15 protein-coding genes are annotated in these 17292 nt (G+C 68.8%); 10 read left to right on the top strand and 5 right to left on the bottom strand.

The window, feature by feature from the left end; translation table 11 throughout:
- Window positions 1-27 precede the first annotated feature (27 nt).
- The 4 genes from E0H75_RS34295 to ligA all read left to right on the top strand — a co-directional run bounded on the left by E0H75_RS34295 (window position 28) and on the right by ligA (window position 5517).
- Entirely contained in the window at window positions 28-1230 is a 1203-nt protein-coding gene (locus tag E0H75_RS34295) for a cysteine desulfurase family protein (protein ID WP_131517861.1), read from the top strand.
- Complete coding sequence (gene mnmA, locus E0H75_RS34290; protein ID WP_131517860.1) at window positions 1230-2324, top strand: tRNA 2-thiouridine(34) synthase MnmA; 1095 nt, start codon at window positions 1230-1232, stop codon at window positions 2322-2324. The genes E0H75_RS34295 and mnmA overlap by 1 nt, the downstream gene beginning before the upstream one ends.
- Before the next feature lie 76 nt (window positions 2325-2400).
- Entirely contained in the window at window positions 2401-3381 is a 981-nt protein-coding gene (locus E0H75_RS34285) for a uroporphyrinogen decarboxylase/cobalamine-independent methonine synthase family protein (protein WP_131517859.1), read from the top strand.
- A 30-nt stretch (window positions 3382-3411) separates the two neighbouring features.
- Window positions 3412-5517: an NAD-dependent DNA ligase LigA gene (ligA, locus tag E0H75_RS34280; RefSeq protein WP_131517858.1), complete on the top strand. Its 2106-nt coding sequence runs from the start codon at window positions 3412-3414 to the stop codon at window positions 5515-5517.
- A 73-nt stretch (window positions 5518-5590) separates the two neighbouring features.
- Here ligA and E0H75_RS44365 read toward each other — a convergent pair whose 3' ends face one another.
- Entirely contained in the window at window positions 5591-6052 is a 462-nt protein-coding gene (locus tag E0H75_RS44365; RefSeq protein WP_238163437.1) for a hypothetical protein, read from the bottom strand.
- A gap of 75 nt (window positions 6053-6127) precedes the next feature.
- Between E0H75_RS44365 and E0H75_RS34275 the strand changes: the two genes are divergently transcribed.
- Window positions 6128-7111 (top strand): hypothetical protein, encoded by a 984-nt coding sequence (locus tag E0H75_RS34275; protein WP_238163436.1) that lies wholly within the window; start codon window positions 6128-6130, stop codon window positions 7109-7111.
- Between the two features lie 22 nt (window positions 7112-7133).
- Window positions 7134-7358, top strand: coding sequence for a hypothetical protein (locus E0H75_RS34270; RefSeq protein WP_131517856.1), 225 nt, complete (start codon window positions 7134-7136; stop codon window positions 7356-7358).
- A 46-nt stretch (window positions 7359-7404) separates the two neighbouring features.
- Here E0H75_RS34270 and E0H75_RS34265 read toward each other — a convergent pair whose 3' ends face one another.
- The gene (locus tag E0H75_RS34265) at window positions 7405-8052 is read right to left on the bottom strand and encodes an ACT domain-containing protein (RefSeq protein WP_131517855.1); all 648 of its coding nucleotides are present in this window, start codon (window positions 8050-8052) and stop codon (window positions 7405-7407) included.
- Window positions 8053-8277: 225 nt separating this feature from the next.
- On the opposite strand from E0H75_RS34265, the gene gatC reads away from it, so the two are divergent.
- The 3 genes from gatC to gatB are packed head-to-tail and all read left to right on the top strand — an operon-like array spanning window position 8278 to window position 11574.
- The gene (gatC, locus tag E0H75_RS34260) at window positions 8278-8574 is read left to right on the top strand and encodes an Asp-tRNA(Asn)/Glu-tRNA(Gln) amidotransferase subunit GatC (protein WP_131517854.1); all 297 of its coding nucleotides are present in this window, start codon (window positions 8278-8280) and stop codon (window positions 8572-8574) included.
- Window position 8575: 1 nt separating this feature from the next.
- Window positions 8576-10081, top strand: coding sequence for an Asp-tRNA(Asn)/Glu-tRNA(Gln) amidotransferase subunit GatA (gatA, locus tag E0H75_RS34255; protein ID WP_131517853.1), 1506 nt, complete (start codon window positions 8576-8578; stop codon window positions 10079-10081).
- Window positions 10078-11574 carry an Asp-tRNA(Asn)/Glu-tRNA(Gln) amidotransferase subunit GatB gene (gene gatB, locus E0H75_RS34250; protein ID WP_131517852.1) on the top strand — a complete coding sequence of 499 codons (1497 nt, stop codon included), beginning with the start codon at window positions 10078-10080 and terminating at the stop codon, window positions 11572-11574. The genes gatA and gatB overlap by 4 nt, the downstream gene beginning before the upstream one ends.
- A 51-nt stretch (window positions 11575-11625) precedes the next feature.
- Here the strand turns inward: gatB and E0H75_RS34245 are convergent, their stop codons facing one another.
- From E0H75_RS34245 to E0H75_RS34235, 3 genes are all read right to left on the bottom strand, one after another.
- Window positions 11626-12105, bottom strand: coding sequence for a hypothetical protein (locus tag E0H75_RS34245; RefSeq protein ID WP_131517851.1), 480 nt, complete (start codon window positions 12103-12105; stop codon window positions 11626-11628).
- Between the two features lie 131 nt (window positions 12106-12236).
- Complete coding sequence (locus E0H75_RS34240) at window positions 12237-13361, bottom strand: PQQ-dependent sugar dehydrogenase (RefSeq protein WP_238163435.1); 1125 nt, start codon at window positions 13359-13361, stop codon at window positions 12237-12239.
- A gap of 66 nt (window positions 13362-13427) precedes the next feature.
- Window positions 13428-14345 (bottom strand): LLM class flavin-dependent oxidoreductase, encoded by a 918-nt coding sequence (locus E0H75_RS34235; protein ID WP_165554220.1) that lies wholly within the window; start codon window positions 14343-14345, stop codon window positions 13428-13430.
- A gap of 305 nt (window positions 14346-14650) precedes the next feature.
- Here E0H75_RS34235 and E0H75_RS34230 point away from each other — a divergent pair, with 305 nt between their 5' ends.
- Window positions 14651-17290, top strand: coding sequence for a LamG-like jellyroll fold domain-containing protein (locus tag E0H75_RS34230; protein ID WP_131517848.1), 2640 nt, complete (start codon window positions 14651-14653; stop codon window positions 17288-17290).
- Window positions 17291-17292: the final 2 nt, after the last annotated feature.

Here is a 17292-nt window from a genome sequence, read left to right as displayed (position 1 = left end):
GGCAGCGGACATACCCTTGAAACCGATATGACTGCTTCCGACCGCCGCCCGGTGTACCTGGACCACGCGGCGACGACCCCGATGTTGCCGGCAGCGATCGAGGCGATGACCTTCCACCTCGCGCGCACCGGCAACGCGTCGTCCCTGCACGGCTCCGGCCGCTGCGCCCGGCGAACCGTCGAGGAGTCGCGCGAGACGATCGCCGCGGCGCTCGGGGCCCAGCCGAGCGAGGTCGTGTTCACCTCTGGCGGGACCGAGTCGGACAACCTGGCCCTGAAGGGGCTGTGGTGGGCCCGGCTGGCCGAGGATCCGCGCCGGCGCCGGATCCTGCTGAGCGGGATCGAGCACCACGCCGTACTCGATCCGGCCGTCTGGCTGGCCGAGCACGAGCACGCCGAGATCGAGTGGCTGCCGGTCGACGAGCTCGGCCGGGTGCGGCCGGACGACGTACGGCGGGCGATCGAGCAGGACCCGGAGTCCGTGTCGTTCGTCACGTTGATGATGGCGAACAACGAGGTCGGCACCCTGCAGCCGGTGCGTGAGATCGCGGAGATCGCCAAGGAGTACGGCGTCCCCGTGCACACCGACGCCGTCCAGGCGGTCGGGCAGGTGCCGGTCGACTTCGCCGAGTTGGGCGTCGACGCGATGACCGTGTCCGCCCACAAGCTCGGTGGTCCTTATGGGATAGGTGCGCTGGTCGTCCACAAGGAGACGAAGCTGACGCCGATCCTGCACGGCGGCGGGCAGGAGCGCGACGTACGCTCCGGCACTCTGGACGCTCCTGCGACGGCCGGCTTCGCGGTCGCGGTGGAGCACGCGGTGAAGCACCAGGCGGACGAGGCGCGGCGGCTGACCGAGCTGCGGGACGCGCTGATCAGCGGTGTGGTCACCACGGTCGAGGGCGCCAAGTTGTCGGGGGACCCCGCGAACCGTTTGCCCGGTAACGCACACTTGTCCTTCAGCGGCTGCGAGGGCGATTCCCTCCTGCTGCTGCTCGACGCACGCGGGATCGAGGTCTCCACCGGCTCCGCGTGCAACGCCGGGGTCGCCGAGCCGAGCCATGTCCTGCTGGCCATGGGGTACGACGACCAGCGGGCGCGCGGATCGCTGCGGTTCACCCTCGGCCACACCAGCACCCGCGCCGACATCGACGCCGTACTGGACAACATCGGACCGGTGGTGGAGCGGGCGAAGTCCGCCGGATTGCAGAACGTGGGAAGGAACACCTGATGCGGGTACTCGCAGCCATGAGCGGCGGGGTCGACTCCGCCGTCGCGGCGGCGCGGATGGCCGAGGCCGGGCACGACGTGGTCGGAGTGCACCTGGCACTGAGCCGCAACCCGCAGTCGTACCGCAGTGGCGCGCGCGGCTGCTGCACTATCGAGGACTCCCGCGACGCCCGCCGGGCCGCGGACGTGATCGGCATCCCGTTCTACATCTGGGACCTGGCCGAGCGGTTCCACGCCGACGTGGTCGAGGACTTCGTCAGCGAGTACGCCGCCGGCCGGACTCCGAACCCGTGCCTGCGCTGCAACGAGAAGGTGAAGTTCAGCGCCGTCCTCGAGCGGGCGCTGGCGCTCGACTTCGACGCGGTCGCGACCGGGCATTACGCGCGGATCGTGGACACCCCGGACGGCGCCCGCGAGTTGCACCGGGCGGTGGATCCGGCCAAGGACCAGTCCTACGTGCTCGGCGTACTCACCCAGCAGCAGCTCGCGCACGCGTTCTTCCCGCTCGGTGACACGGTCAAGACCGAGGTGCGGGCCGAGGCCGAGCGGCTCGGGCTGTCGGTGGCGGCCAAGCCGGACAGCCACGACATCTGCTTCATTGCCGATGGCAACACCCCGGGGTTCCTCGATCAGCACCTGGGCCAGGCGCCCGGCGACATCGTCGATGCGCAGGGCAACAAGCTCGGCGAGCACAAGGGCACGCACGGCTTCACCGTCGGCCAGCGCAAGGGCCTGCGGATCGGTACGCCGGCCGCCGACGGCAAGCCGCGGTTCGTGCTGGACATCAGCCCGGTGGATCGCACCGTCACGGTCGGCTCGCGCGAGGAGCTGGCCGTCTCACACCTGACCGCCTCGAAGCCGCGGTGGTGCGGACCCGCGCCGGACTCCGAGCTGCACGTCAAGGCTCAGCTGCGCGCGCATGGTGAGGAGGTCGCCGTCACCGCCCGTCTCGAGGGTGAGCAGGTGCAGGTCTCCTTCGACGAGCCGACGTCCGCTGTCGCGCCCGGTCAGGCTGTCGTGCTGTACGACGGGACACGCGTGATCGGGTCGGCCACGATCGACACGGTCTCGCGCGTGGCGGCGCAGCACGCATGAACGAACGCAGTGAGTTCATCATCAAGCACGGCCGACCTCGTGTCTCATCCGCGCCCGGAGCGAAGCGAGGACGTGGATGAGCACAACCGGCCTGGGGTCGCTCCCGGGCGATGAGATTCGCGAGTGGACGAAGGTGCTGCTCGAGGCTGTCGACATCCCCTTCCTCGCCGAGTTGCCGTCCCGGCCGTACGGCGACATGCTCAGCCGTGCGGTCGCCGTACTGAATGAGCTCGCTGCCGACCTGCAGCCGGCCGGCTGGCGGCTCACCGGAGGTGGCGATCCGCGGGCCAGCCTGGACCAGCGGCGGGCGCGCTCGCTGCTGGCTGAGGACCTGGATGCGCTCGAAGAGTTGGCCGACGGTTACACCGGGCCACTGAAGCTGCAGCTCACCGGTCCGTGGACCCTGGCATCCACAGTGGAGTTGCCGCGCGGTGACAAGGTGCTGGCGGACCACGGTGCCCGCCGGGACCTCGCTCAGACGCTGGCGTTGGGCCTGAGTGACCATGTGGCCGAGGTACGACGTCGTGTGCCGGGTGCGGAGGTCGTCGTACAGATCGATGAGCCGGGGCTGCCTGCTGTGCTGGCTGGAGCCGTTCCTACCGCTAGTGGCTGGAGCAAGCACCGGTCTGTGGATGGTCCGGGTGCCGTCGAGCTGCTCAGTCTCGTGACCACGCAGGCACCGACAGTGATCCATTGCTGCGCTGCGCGACCGCCGATCGAGGTCTTCACCAAGTCCGGTGCAGCCGGGGTCGCCGTGGACATCTCGCTGCTCAACAACGCTGCCTGGGATCAGATCGCCATCGCGGCCGAGGCCGGAACGACCCTGTACGCAGGCCTGATCCCGACGACCGGCGCTCTGCCGAACGAGGAGCAGGCTGCCGGCCCGCTGGTCCGTCGCTGGCGTGAACTCGGTCTCGACCCTGAGCTGCTCAAGAAGGTCGTCATCACACCCGCGTGTGGACTGGCTGCCTCCCCGTCTCCAGCCGATGCGCGGTCCCGCCTCGAACTCCTGCGGCGTACCGCGGATGCCGTCGCCGAAGCCGCGGAGAACAGCTGAAACGTCGGTAGGTCCCTGTAAGTTCTGCACATGAGCACGGAGATTCCTGCTGCGCCGGCTGAGGTGCGGGAGCGGCATGCCGATTTGAGCAAGGAGATCGAGGACCACCGGGTGCGGTACTACCTGGCCACCTCGACGATCTCGGACGCGGACTTCGACGCGCTGATGCACGAGTTGCAGGCGATCGAGGAGCAGTACCCCGAGCTCCGCACACCCGACTCACCGACGCAGAAGGTCGGCGTACCGATCTCCACCCTGTTCACCCCGGTGCGGCATCCGACCCGGATGGAGAGCCTGGGCAACGCCTTCTCCGCCGAGCAGATGGAGGCCTGGGCGAAGCGGCTGGAGCGGGAGGTCACCGTCCAGCAGATCCACGACAGCGGCTTCTTGTGTGAGCTGAAGGTGGACGGCCTCGCCCTCGACCTGGTCTACGAGAACGGGCGCCTGGTCACCGGCGCCACCCGCGGCGACGGCCGCACCGGTGAGGACGTCACGCCGAACGTCCACACCATCAAGAGCATCCCGAACGAGTTGGAAGGCAACGACCACCCGGCCTTCCTCGAGGTCCGCGGCGAGGTCTACTTCCGGGTCGAGGACTTCGAGGAGCTGAACGCCCAACTCGTCGAGGCCGGCAAGGACCCGTTCTCGAACCCGCGCAACAGCGCCGCCGGTTCGCTGCGGCAGAAGGATCCACGGGTGTCCGCGAACCGCCCGCTGCGCTTCGTCGTCCACGGCCTCGGCCGCGTCGACGGGTACCACGTCGCGCGGCTGTCGTCGGCGTACGACCAGTTGAAGGCGTGGGGCCTGCCGGTCAGTGACCGCGCCCGCAAGGTCGAGACGCTCGACCAGGTGAACGAGTTCATCGCGTACTACGGCGAGAACCGGCACTCGGTCGACCACGAGATCGACGGCGTCGTGGTGAAGGTGGACGAGGTCGACCTGCAGCGCGCGCTCGGCTCCACCTCGAGCGCGCCGCGCTGGGCGATCGCGTACAAGTACCCGCCGGAGGAGGTCACCACCAAGCTCCTCGACATCGAGGTGAACGTCGGCCGCACCGGCCGCGTCACGCCGTACGGGAAGATGGAGCCGGTCCGGGTGGCCGGGTCGACGGTGGAGTTCGCGACCCTGCACAACGCGCAGGAGGTCAAGCGCAAGGGCGTCTGGATCGGCGACACCGTCGTACTGCGCAAGGCCGGCGACGTGATCCCGGAGATCCTCGGCCCCGTGATCGACCTGCGGCCCGACGACGCGCACGAGTTCGTCATGCCGACCGAGTGCCCCTCCTGCGGTACGACGCTGCGCCCGATGAAGGAAGGCGACGTCGACATCCGCTGCCCGAACAACAAGTCCTGCCCGGCGCAGTTGCGGGAGCGGCTGTTCCACCTGGCCGGGCGGTCCGCGTTCGACATCGAGGTGCTCGGGTTCAAGGGCGCGGACGCACTGATCAGTGGCGGCCTGATCACGGACGAAGGCGACCTCTTCGCCTTGACCGAGGAGGACCTGGCCCGGAGTCCGTTCTTCACCACCAAGGCCGGGGCGCTGTCGGCGAACGCCCAGCGCCTGATCGCGAATCTGGAGCAGGCCAAAACCCAGCCGCTGTCCCGCGGCCTGGTCGCGTTGTCGATCCGCCACGTCGGGCCGACTGCGGCCCAGGCCCTGGCCGCGGTGTACGACGACATCGACGCGGTGCGGGCGGCGAGCGAGGAAGAGCTGTCCGAGATCGAGGGCGTCGGACCGACCATCGCGCACGCGGTGATCGAGTGGTTCGACGTCGACTGGCACCAGGCGATCGTGGACAAGTGGAAGGCGGCCGGCGTCGAGCTGCGGCAGGAGCGGACCGGTCCGACCGTCGAGCAGACGCTGACCGGTCTGTCGATCGTGGTCACCGGGACCGTCGAGGGGTTCAGCCGCGACGAGGCGACCGAGGCGATCGTGTCCCGGGGTGGCAAGGTGGCCAGTTCGGTCTCGAAGAAGACGTCGTTCGTGGTGGTCGGTGACTCGCCGGGTTCGAAGTACGACAAGGCCGTCCAGCTCGGCGTACCGATCCTCGATGCCCCCGGTTTCCGCGTCCTGCTGGACGAAGGCGCGGACGCTGCCGCCGCGGTTGCGACCACCCCCGAACCCGGAGACGCATAACGCACCGGATTCCACGGATCCGGCGGCCGGACTGAGCCGTCGGACTGTTAACTTTGCACGTCTACACGTGGGTTCAGAAGGAGCGAATATGACGACGCCGCCGCAGGGACCGTGGGGTCCTGGGCAGCCGGGGGGCCAGCCGGGCGGGCAGCAAGGGGGACAGGGAGGTCAAGGCGGCTGGGGACAACAGCCGCCGGGCCAGGGTGGTGGCGGTTGGGGGCAGCGCCCGCAGCAGCCGCCGCAACAGGGTCAGCCCCCACGCCAAGGGCCCCCGCAGCAAGGCCAGCCGCCGCAGCAGGGGCAGCCCCCGCAAGGGCAGCCTCCGCAGCAAGGGCAGCCCCCGCAGCAGGGTGGCGGGTGGGCACAGCAGCCGCCTCAGCAGGGCCAGCCCGGTCAGGGTCAGCAGGATCAACCGGGCCAGGGCCAGGGCGGTTGGGGTCAGCGCTCCCCGCAGCAGCAGCAAGGCGGCGGCTCCTACCAGCAGCAGCCGTGGGGTCAGCAGGGCCAGCAGCAGGGCGGTTGGCACCAGCAGCAAGGCGGTCAGTCCGGCCAGCAGCAGTGGCAGCAGGGCGGTTCCGGCAAGGGTCCCGGTGGCATCAGCAAGGACAAGATGCCGCTGGTGATCGGTGGCGGTGTCGTCGGCATCGTGCTGATCGGACTGCTGATCTTCCTCGGTGTCCGCGCCCTCGGCGGTGACGACAAGCCCGAGGCGGGTCCCACCAACGGGCAGTCGCAGCCGACCGGCAACCAGAGCAACGGCGAGGACGACGGTTCGCTCGGCGAGTCGACCGGTCAGGCGAAGACCGCGACCGAGAAGCTGCAGGGCATCGGGTTCCGGTGCAGCGACCTGTTCAACACCGACCAGGGTGCACACCGCGGCTGCTTCAAGTACGACGGCGCCACCGAGGCCGAGGCGGTCTTCCAGTTCCAGAAGGACGGCACCATCCTCGGCGTCCTGCTGCGGTCGCAGAACGAGGACAACGTCAACAACGCCGGCGTCACCTTCGACGCCGCGCTGCAGGCGATCGGCAACGACACGTTCGGCGGCGGCGAGGTCAAGAAGATCCAGGACGCGGTCAAGACCGGCCAGAAGTCGCAGAAGGTCGGCAGCAGCTGGGGCGAGTTCGAACTGCGCAACGACGGCGACGACCTGCAGCTGTCCGGCGGCAAGTCCGGCGCCGACTCGCTCGACCTGCCGCGAAAGGCGTTCGACACGACCGAGCCGCAGCTGGTCGCCGCGCTGAAGACGAAGAAGTACGTCTGCACGAGCTCCTGCAGCAAGCAGGTCGGCAAGTACGGTTCGCAGCGGGTCTACTCCTACGCCGGCAAGGGCGAGGGCATCCGGTCGCTCGAGGTGAGCGCGTCCGGCGATCCGGCGGACGTGAAGACGGCGTTCCCGGCCGCGGTGAACGACGCGTTCGGCGCGCTGAAGGGCGAGGACGTGGCCGCGGTGAAGGAGTACGTCGACAAGCACAGTGACGGCAAGTCGTACGCTGCTTATGTGGCCGGATGGCGGGTCGAGATCACCGGCAACAGCGAGGACGACTACGCCTCGCAGCGGATCTCGGTCAGCTACGAGACCTTCTACGTCTGAGCAAGCGCACAACGGAGGCCGGATGAAGTTCCCCCGCGAGAAGCGGGATGCCCGGGCGGTGGTCAAACCGCCGCCCGAGGCATCCCAGCGGGTCGACGGCGGTGGGCCCTGGGGGCCTACCCAGTTCGACCTCCCGGAGCGCACCGGCAGCAACAGCCAGGCGATCCTGATCGTGGCCCTGGTCGGGGTCGTCGTCCTGCTGGTGATCGCAGGGCTGTGGACGCTCGCCTACTTCAAGTTCACGTAGGCGAGCCGAACGACGGCGAGTCGTACGACGCTGTGCGCTTGGGCGGTCAGGCCGTGGCGCGGATGGTGACGGCCAACGACGCCAGGTAGCTGAGCCGGGCCACCTCGGAGGCCAGGAACTCCGGCCCGCCACGACGCCCGATGACCAGCATGCGGAGGTCGGACTCCAGCGGCGCCGCCACCAAGACCGACTCCGCCAGACCCTTGTGCTCCAGCGGAGACGCCATCGTGGTCGCCTTCTTCAGCGGCAGCCACGTCGCGGCCACGTCACCGAACTCCGGGGTGGCGCTGGTCTCGAGCGCGACCTTCACCTCACTGCCCGTGCCGTCGAGCAGCGCGGCCCAGTCGGCGTGCAGCACGGCCGGTGACTGCTCGACCAGGATGTCGATCGCGTCGGCCGGAGCAGACGTCATCTGCTCGACGGCCTCGAGGTCCATGTGCAGTCCGCCGCCGGCGCCGTACCGGGAGAACCAGATGACCTCGACGTCCGCGACGCTGTTGCACGCGGAGACGAGTCGGTCCGGCAGTACGCCGGTCGGCACGTCCACGACGATGTCGTCGACGGCGGTGCCGTTCTCACGGCGGTGCTCGACGATCTCGATCGCGTGGATGTCGGCGTTCACCTCACCGAGGGCGGTGGCCACGGTGCCGAGCGAACCGGGCCGGTCCGGGATGATCAAGCGCAGCAGGAACACCGAACGATCATCTCCCAGCCGATCACCTTGCGCGTAACGCCCTGTCGTGGCCCATGTTACAGAGCGGAACCCGAAGACACGCCCGGCCCTCTCGGCGATCGAACACGCAGCGTTGTCCACAGCCCGGGGGACAAGGAAACGCAGCCGATACACGAGCCCACTAGGATGGCCGGGTCCGGGCCGAATTCACCCCGGTCAATCCTCAAGAAACCATTGGATCAGTTCATGCCATCGATTACCCGCGAAGAGGTCGCGCACCTGGCGCGACTGGCGCGGATCGAGCTCACCGACGACGAGCTCGACCACCTCGCACCGCAGCTCGACCAGATCATCACCTGGGTCGGGCAGGTCAGCCAGGTGGCCGCGGACGACATCCCGCCGACCTCGCATGCCCTCCCGCTCACCAACGTGATGCGCGCGGACGAGAACGTGCCGTGCCTCACACCCGAGCAGGCGCTGTCCGGTGCGCCGGCCGCCGAGGAGCAGCGATTCCGGGTGCCGCGGATCCTGGAGGAGGACTGACATGAGTGACCTGATCCGCAAGACCGCGGCAGAGCTCGCGGAGCTGATGACGTCCGGCCAGGCCAGCTCGGTGGAGATCACCCAGGCGCATCTGGACCGGATCGCCGCCGTCGACGCTGACGTGCACGCGTTCCTGCATATTGACACCGAGGGCGCGCTGGCGCAGGCCGCCGCAGTGGACACGCGCCGGGCGGCGGGCGAGGAGCTCGCGCCGCTGGCCGGTGTCCCGCTGGCGCTGAAGGACGTGCTCACCCAAGAGGGCATTCCGACCACGGCCGGCTCGAAGATCCTCGAGGGCTGGAAGCCGCCGTACGACTCGACGATGGTGAAGCGGCTGAAGGCGGCCGGCATCGTCATCCTCGGCAAGACCAACATGGACGAGTTCGCGATGGGCTCCTCGACGGAGAACTCGGCGTACGGCACGACCCACAACCCGTGGGACCTCGGCCGGATCCCGGGTGGTTCCGGCGGTGGGTCGTCGGCCGCGCTCGCGGCGTACGAGGCACCGCTCGCGATCGGCACCGACACCGGCGGCTCGATCCGGCAGCCCGGCGCGTTCACCGGGACGGTCGGGGTCAAGCCGACGTACGGCGGGACCTCGCGGTACGGGCTGATCGCGCTGGCGTCTTCGCTCGACACGCCTGGACCGTGTGCTCGGACGACGCTCGACGCGGCGCTGCTGCACGAGGCGATCGCCGGCTACGACCCGATGGACTCGACCTCGATCGACCAGCCGGTCCCGGCCGTCGTCGCGGCGGCCCGCAACGGTGACGTGGCAGGCCTGCGCGTCGGCGTGGTCAAGGAGCTCGGCGGCGAGGGATACCAGCCGGGTGTCGAGGCGCGTTTCCACGAGGCGGTCGAGCTGCTCACCAAGCTCGGCGCCGAGGTGGTCGAGGTCTCCTGCCCGCACTTCCAGTACGCGCTGCCGGCGTACTACCTGATCCTGCCGAGCGAGGCGTCGTCCAACCTGGCCAAGTTCGACGCGATGCGGTACGGGTTGCGGGTCGGCGACGACGGTACGAACAGCGCGGAGAAGGTGATGAACCTGACCCGTGAGGCCGGCTTCGGCGCCGAGGTGAAGCGCCGGATCATGCTCGGCACGCACGCGTTGTCGAGTGGGTACTACGACGCGTACTACGGCCAGGCGCAGAAGGTGCGGACGCTGATCGCCCGCGACTTCGAGAACGCCTACCACCAGGTCGACGTCCTCGTCTCGCCGGCGACGCCGACGACGGCGTTCGCGATCGGCGACCGGATCGACGACCCGATCGCGATGTACAAGAACGACCTCTGCACGATCCCGTCCAACCTGGCCGGCAACGCGGCCGCGTCGTTCCCGTGTGGCCTGGCCGACGAGGACAACATGCCGGTCGGCTTCCACGTGATGGCGCCGGTGCTGCGCGACGACCTGTGCTACACCGTCGGCGCCGCGCTGGAGTCCGCGCTGGCCGAGCAGTGGGGCGGCGTACTGATGACCAAGGCTCCGGAGCTGGAGGTGACCCGATGACCGCCGACGTCCTCGAGATCGACGACGCACTGGCGCAGTACGACCCGGTGATGGGCCTCGAGGTCCACGTCGAGCTGAACACGAAGTCGAAGATGTTCTGCGGCTGCCCGACCGAGTTCGGCGCGCCGCCGAACACGCAGACCTGCCCAGTCTGCCTCGGCCTGCCCGGCGCGCTGCCGGTGGTGAACCGGCGTGGCGTCGAGTCCGCGATCAAGATCGGCCTGGCGCTGAACTGCGAGATCGCCGAGTGGTGCCGGTTCGCCCGGAAGAACTACTTCTACCCGGACATGCCGAAGAACTTCCAGACCTCCCAGTACGACGAGCCGATCGCGTACAACGGGTGGACCGAAGTGGTCGTCGACGGTGAGACGTACCGGATCGAGATCGAGCGCGCCCACATGGAGGAGGACACCGGCAAGTCCACCCACGTCGGTGGCGCGACCGGCCGGATCCACGGGGCCTCGCACTCGCTGGTCGACTACAACCGGGCCGGCATCCCGCTGATCGAGATCGTCACCAAGACGATCGAGGTGCCGGGGGAGAAGGCCGCCGCGGTGGCGCGCGCGTACGTGAGCATGCTGCGCGACCTGCTGCTCGCGCTCGGCGTCTCCGACGTCCGGATGGACCAGGGCTCGCTGCGTTGTGACGCGAACGTCTCGCTGAAGCCTTCCGGCTCGACTGTTCTCGGCACCCGGACCGAGACGAAGAACGTGAACTCTTTCCGCTCGGTCGAGCGCGCGGTGACGTACGAGATCACCCGGCAGGCGGCGGTGCTGTCCGCCGGCGGCAAGGTCCTGCAGGAGACCCGGCACTGGCACGAGGACACCGGCATCACCACCTCCGGCCGGGAGAAGTCCGACGCCGAGGACTACCGGTACTTCCCGGAGCCCGACCTGGTCCCGGTCGCGCCGTCGCGCGAGTGGGTCGAGGAGATCCGCGCCTCGTTGCCGGAGGCACCTTCACTGCGCCGGGTCCGGCTGCAGGAGGAGTGGGGCTTCACCGATCTCGAGATGCGCGACGTCATCAACGGCAACGCGCTCGAGTTGATCGTCACGACCGTGGACCTCGGCGTGAGCCCCGCCGCCGCCAAGAAGTGGTGGCTGGGTGAGCTCGCACGCGCCGCGAACGAGAGTGGCAAGGACCTGGGTGAGCTGGGCATCAGTCCGACTGATGTCTCCAACGTCCAGGCTCGGGTCGACAAGGGCGAGCTGAACGACAAGCTGGCCCGTCAGGTCTTCGACGGTCTGCTCAAGGGTGAAGGCACGATCGACGAGATCATTGCGGCCCGCGGCCTTGCTCTGGTCTCTGACGACTCGGCTCTGATCGAGGCCATCGACCGTGCGATCGCGGCCAACCCGGACGTGGTCGAGAAGGTCAACTCCGGCAAGCCGGCCGCGGCCGGTGCCCTGATCGGCGCGGTCATGAAGGACATGCGCGGTCAAGCGGACGCTGCCAAGGTCCGCGAGTTGCTGAACGCCAAGCTCGGCATCTAGGCCCGGTCGCCGGACCCCCGCGGGTATCACCTGCGGGGGTCCGACGCGGTTTCAGGCTGCTTTCTTGTCCTTGTGGGGTGCGTTCGCGATGACCTCGCGTTCGACCCGGCCGTCGTCGTCGGCGTCCGTGGCGTCCGCGAGCAGCGTCCGCGCGACCGACAGTTCCCCGGACGGACAGCGCACCTCGAAGCGCGTCGGCACGACCTCGGTCGTCACCGCGTCCGGCCGGTTCCGCACGAGTCCCCGGAACAATCCCCACAGCGCACCGATCAGTGCGCCGTACACGAAGCCCCAGACGACGACGGCAAGGCCGGTCAGGGTCGTCTCGGCGACGAGGGTGATGAAGACGGCGGCGAGGATGCCGAGCAGCGCGCCTTGTAAGGCGCCGAGGCCGGTCAGCTTGGCGACCGGGACGACGCGCTTTCTCCGCGCCTGTCTCAGGTCTGATCCGACCACCTCCAGGCTGCCCGCTTCCATCCCGTAACTGCGCAGATAGCTGACCGTCTGCTGAGCATCCTCGAAGGTGCTCACCGAAGCGACCACACTGCTAGGGACAACGGACACCTGGTCGGGCCGCATCACCAACTCCTCCCTCAACCGGCTGTGCTGTAAGGCTTCCCCCCACTAGTACCAGACGCGCAAAGCCTTGAAACGGTTGTCGGTCAACGGCTGATGGTGATCCGGAGAATTCTGTCGTCGCCGTCGCGGGTGCCGCCGCGGCCGTCGGTGTTGGAGGTGGTCAGCCACAGCGAGCCGTCCGGCGCGGCCTCGACCGTGCGCAGCCGCCCGAACTGGTTGGTGAAGAACGCCTGCGGTTCACCGGTTCGCTTGCCGTCGGCAACTGGTATGGCCCACAACCGCTCGCCGCGGAGCGAGGCCATGAAGATGTGTCCCTGCGCGAACGCGATCCCGCTCGGCGACGCGTCGCTGGTGTGCCACTGCGCGATCGGGTCCGCCATGCCGTCGAGTCCGCTCACGCCCTCCGCGGCCGGCCAGCCGTAGTTCGTGCCCGCGGTGATCACGTTGAGCTCATCCCAGGTGTTCTGTCCGAACTCCGCGGCGTACAACTGCTTGCCGTCGAAGGCGAGGCCTTGCACGTTGCGGTGGCCCTTGGTGAACCAGAGCCGGCCGTCCGGATTCCCGGGCGCTGCCTTGCCGTCGGTGGTGATGCGCAGGATCTTCCCTCCCAGCGACCCGTCGTCCTGGGAGTTCGGCCGGTCGGACCCGTCACCGGTGCCGGCGTACAGGTACCCGTCCGGGCCGAACCGCAGTCGCCCGCCGTTGTGGACCGCCGACTGTGGGATCCCGTCGAGGATCACCTGCTGGTCGGACAGTTTGTTGTTCTGGTACGTGATCCGGGCGATCCGGTTGTCGTCGCCGGCGGAGTAGTAGGCGTAGATGTACGGCTTAGCCGGGTACCCCGGATCCACGGCCAGCCCGAGCAGTCCACCCTCGGACGACGGGTCGACGTCGTCCACCTCGCCGACCTCGTTCACCTGCCCGCCGGCGATCCGCTTGATCTTGGCCGAATCCCGCTCCGCCACGAGCGCACTCTGGTCCGGCAGGAACGCGAGCCCCCACGGTACGTCGATCCCGGTCGCCACCGTCGACGCCACCGTCAGCTTCACCGGCCCTTGCTGACTGGTGCTCGGCGCCACGCTGGACGTCGTACCGGTGCTGCTCGGTGCGGGCGTCGTACTGGGTGCGGAGGTGCCGGGACCCGCCGTCGTCGCTCCACCGTCATCGGAGCACCCCGCCGCCAACGCCAGCGCGGTCAAAACCACCACGGCCCGTCCCCGCTGCCTGACCCTCGTCCCGCCCACGCCGTCTCCTCAGGTCGTCCTGCACCCAAGCTAGCCTCCAGCACCAGCCCGTACGGCGGGAATCACCCGAGCTGCAACCAATTCGAGAGACCGCAGCGCCGCCTCGTGCGACATGGTTGGAAGCCGCAACCAGTGCGCGAACTGGACGAACCGGGTCGCCGCGTGCAACTCGATCAGCCGCTCGGCGACATCCTCCGGCGTACCGATCAGATAGTCCTCCCGCCGCAGCGCCGGTGGCTCGGTCCCGCCGTACGACGCGATTTCCCCTTCCAGGTAAGCGATCCCGGGCGACGCGTCGGCCCAGGCGCGATCCGCGTCCTCGTCGACGTGCATGATCCCGGTGCAGATCAACGGCGGAGGTTGATCGACGACCTCGTCCAGCAGTTCCCGCCGGGCGATCAGATCCGCCGGGGTGGCGCAGTAGATGATCACCCCGTCGCCGACTCGCGCCGCCCGCCGCAGCCCCGGTGCCGTCACTCCAGCGGCGTAGATCGGGATCCGATGGCCAGGCCGCGGTGTCACCGCCAGCTCGCCCGCCCACGCCCGCCGGATCGTCTCGACGCCTTCTTCGAGCAGTGCCCCGCGCCGTCGTCGATCGGCTCCGAACGCGGCGAACTCGCGCTCGGCGTACCCCTGACCGACCCCCAGCACGAACCGTCCACCCGAGACCAGGTCGAGCACGGCCGCGTCCTCCGCGACCCGCAACGGATGGTGCAGCGGCAACACCAACACGTTCGTCCCGATCCGGATCCGCGTCGTCCGTCCCGCGAGCAGTCCCGCCATCACCAAGGGCGACGGCAACACGCCATCCGCGGCCAGATGATGCTCCGACAACCAGGCCCCCACGAACCCGAGCCGGTCGGCAACCACCACCTCGTCGACCCGTTCCGCCGAGTACCCCGCCCCCTCCTCCCGGACATCCACCAAAACCCCGAACTCAACATCCACCCCACCACCGTCCCCCGCCCCACCAACCCTCGTCCAATGCCAACCACCCCCCGAATCCATGCATCCGCCGATGGGGATCCCGGGCGCAGGGAGCGGTGCGGTTTGTATGGGTGAACTGTATGGGTTGTACCTGTTGATCACTGGGTGCGTTCCTTAGGATCCGTTCCGCATCTATGGCTCGGGGGAGTCGAGAGCGGTGGGGCGCGATGTATCGGTGGGGTCTGCCCAAGGGGCGGAAGACTGGTTCGCGGCGTGCGGTGGCAGGTTCCTGCGCGCTGGCTGTGGGGTTGTTCGGAGCAGTGGTCGTGACGCCCGCCGAGGCTCATCCGGCGGCGGTGAACGCGGCCGCCGCCGACTCGCCGGCCAAGCGTGCGAAGGCGACCGGGAAACGGGTCGAGGTGCCGGAGAAGCGCACCGAGACCGAGCAGACGTTCGCCAACCCGGACGGCACGTTCACGCTGGAGCAGACCAACATTCCCGCGCGCGTCAAGCGTGGCAACGAGTGGGTCGACATCGACACGACGCTCGAGAGGAGCGCTGACGGACGGGTACGGCCGAAGGCGACCGCGCTCGACATGACGTTCTCCGGCGGCGGCACCGGTCCGCTCATCGTGATGAACGCCGGCAACCGCAAGCTCGCGCTCGGCTGGCCGGGCCCGCTGCCCGCGCCGGTCGTTGCCGGTGACAACGTCACGTACCCGGGCGTGTTCCCGGACGTCGATCTGAAGATCACGGCGCTGGCGGACTCGTACACCGAGGTCCTGGTCGTCAAGACGCCCGTGGCTGCCCGCCTGCCGCAACTCCAGGCCCTGGACCTGAAGATCGACGCTCCCGGGCTGACCGTCGCGAAGGCGCCGGGAGGCGTGATCGAGGCGAAGGACAACCTCGGCAAGGTGGTGTTCAGCGGGGCGCAACCAGTCATGTGGGACTCCCGTGGCCGGGCGGCGGCACCGACCGACGACGACCGCTCCGAGGCTCCGCTGGAAGGCGACAAGGTCGCGCAACTCCCGGTCAAGGTGACGCGGAACTCGCTGACCATGAGTCCGGCGCCCGCGCTCGTCAACGACGCCGCGACGAAGTACCCGCTGCACATCGACCCGACCTTCAACGCGGGGCAGTCCGGTCGCGCGATGATGAACGAGCACTACCCGACCACGGCCTCGTGGAACTGGGCGGGCCCGGAGGGCGTGGGTTACCAGTCGTTCGAACCCTGGAGCCGCAAGCGGCTCATCTACAAGATGGGCCTGTCGGGCCTGGCCGGCACGCACATCCTCACCGCGAAGTTCAGCGCGAAAGAGACGTGGGCCGCGAGCTGTGACAAGAAGGAGGTTCAGGCCTGGAAGGTCGCCGCGATCAACACCGAGGTCGACTGGAGCAATGGCTCGGGATCCAACGTCTGGCTCAAGAAGCTGGCCTCGGTCACCGATGCGGTCGGTCGCGACGAATGCACTCCGGGCGGGAAGTTGCTCGAGTTCGACGTGCTGACCGCGGTCGCTGAGCAGGCCGCCGCGCGCAGCGCCTGGGTCCACCTCGGACTGCGCGCCGCCAGTGAGACCGACTCGATGGCGTGGAAGCGCTTCGACAAGGTGGTGACGCTCGTCATCACCTTCAACCGGCTCCCGGTGGTCTCCGCGATGCGTACGACGGATCCGACCATGGGTTGCTCGACCGACTATCAGAACCCGGCGCGGGTGAACCAGACCAGCCCGGTCCCGCACGTCAAGATCCTGGACGGTGACCAGCTGCCGGCCAGCGCCGGCTTCGAGTTCTGGTACAACGGCCAGCAGGCGGCGACGCAGCGCCTGACCAGCGTCACCAAGGTGGCCACCAGCACGGTGGACTTCACGCCCCAGGGCGACGTCGCTCCGCTGCTGCCGAACAAGCTGATCGGCTGGCGGGTTCGGGCCTGGGACGGCGTCGACTACTCGGCCTGGTCGCCGATGTGCTGGTTCACGATCGATACGTCCAAACCCGCGCCACCCGAGGTCACGATCCTGTCGGGCGACGACAAGATCTACTCGCTCGGGGAGCAGATCAGCGTCAAGATCGGCGCGACCGCCGTCGACCAGAACTACTTCCGCTACACCATCGACACCGAAGAGCCCACCAGCCCGAACATCCCGGTCAGTCCCGGAACCTTCACCTTCACAGCCACCAGGACCGGCCCGACGGTGATCAGGGCCTGGGCCTACGACCGGGTCGGGAACCGCAGCGTCGACTACGGCGAAGCAGTCGTCAAGGTGAAGACCGGTGACCCGGTCGGCATCTGGAGGATGGACGAGGGTTCGGGAATCACGACAGCGGACTCGAGCGGCCACGGGCGTCGGCTCAACCTGGCCACGACCGCGACCTGGGCGCAGGGCGACCGGTGGGATCCATCCGTGCCGAATCAGGACTGGTCGGTCGGGCTGACCGGCGGCGCCACGATGGGGTCGCCGGCGAGCGACATCGTCGACACCAGCCGGAGCTTCAGCGCCAGCGTGCGAGTCAAGCTGGGCAACACGCCCGGGCGTCAGATCGCCCTGAGCGAGGATCGCGCCGGCACCAGCGGCTTCACCCTGGGAGTCCTGAGCCAGAACCTCTCCGATCCGGGCGATCCCAAGGCCGTGTGGTCTTTCTCGATCGCCAATCCGAAGGGATCCGGCGACATCTCGGTCGTGTCGCCGCCCACGTCGTACCTGGCCGGTGACTGGGTCTATCTCACCGGCGTCTACGACTCCGGCGAGCACACGTTGACCCTGTTCGTCGGCGAGGAGGCGGTGGCGGCGAAATCAGACGTCGCTCCGACGGCGGACGCACCTGGGCTGCTGCGAGTTGGTACCGGCATGGTTGCCGGCGTTGCCAGTCCGATCGACGGACAGGCCGACGACGTTCGCATGTATGCCGGGCCGATCGACGACGCCGCGGTCTACAAGGACCTGTACGACTCCGCCCCGACCAACTGAGG

It is taken from the genome of Kribbella capetownensis (assembly GCF_004331485.1).
Lineage (GTDB): Bacteria > Actinomycetota > Actinomycetes > Propionibacteriales > Kribbellaceae > Kribbella > Kribbella capetownensis.
The sequence above is the reverse complement of the archived record's forward strand: the minus strand, read 5'-3'. Positions and strand labels throughout refer to the sequence as shown.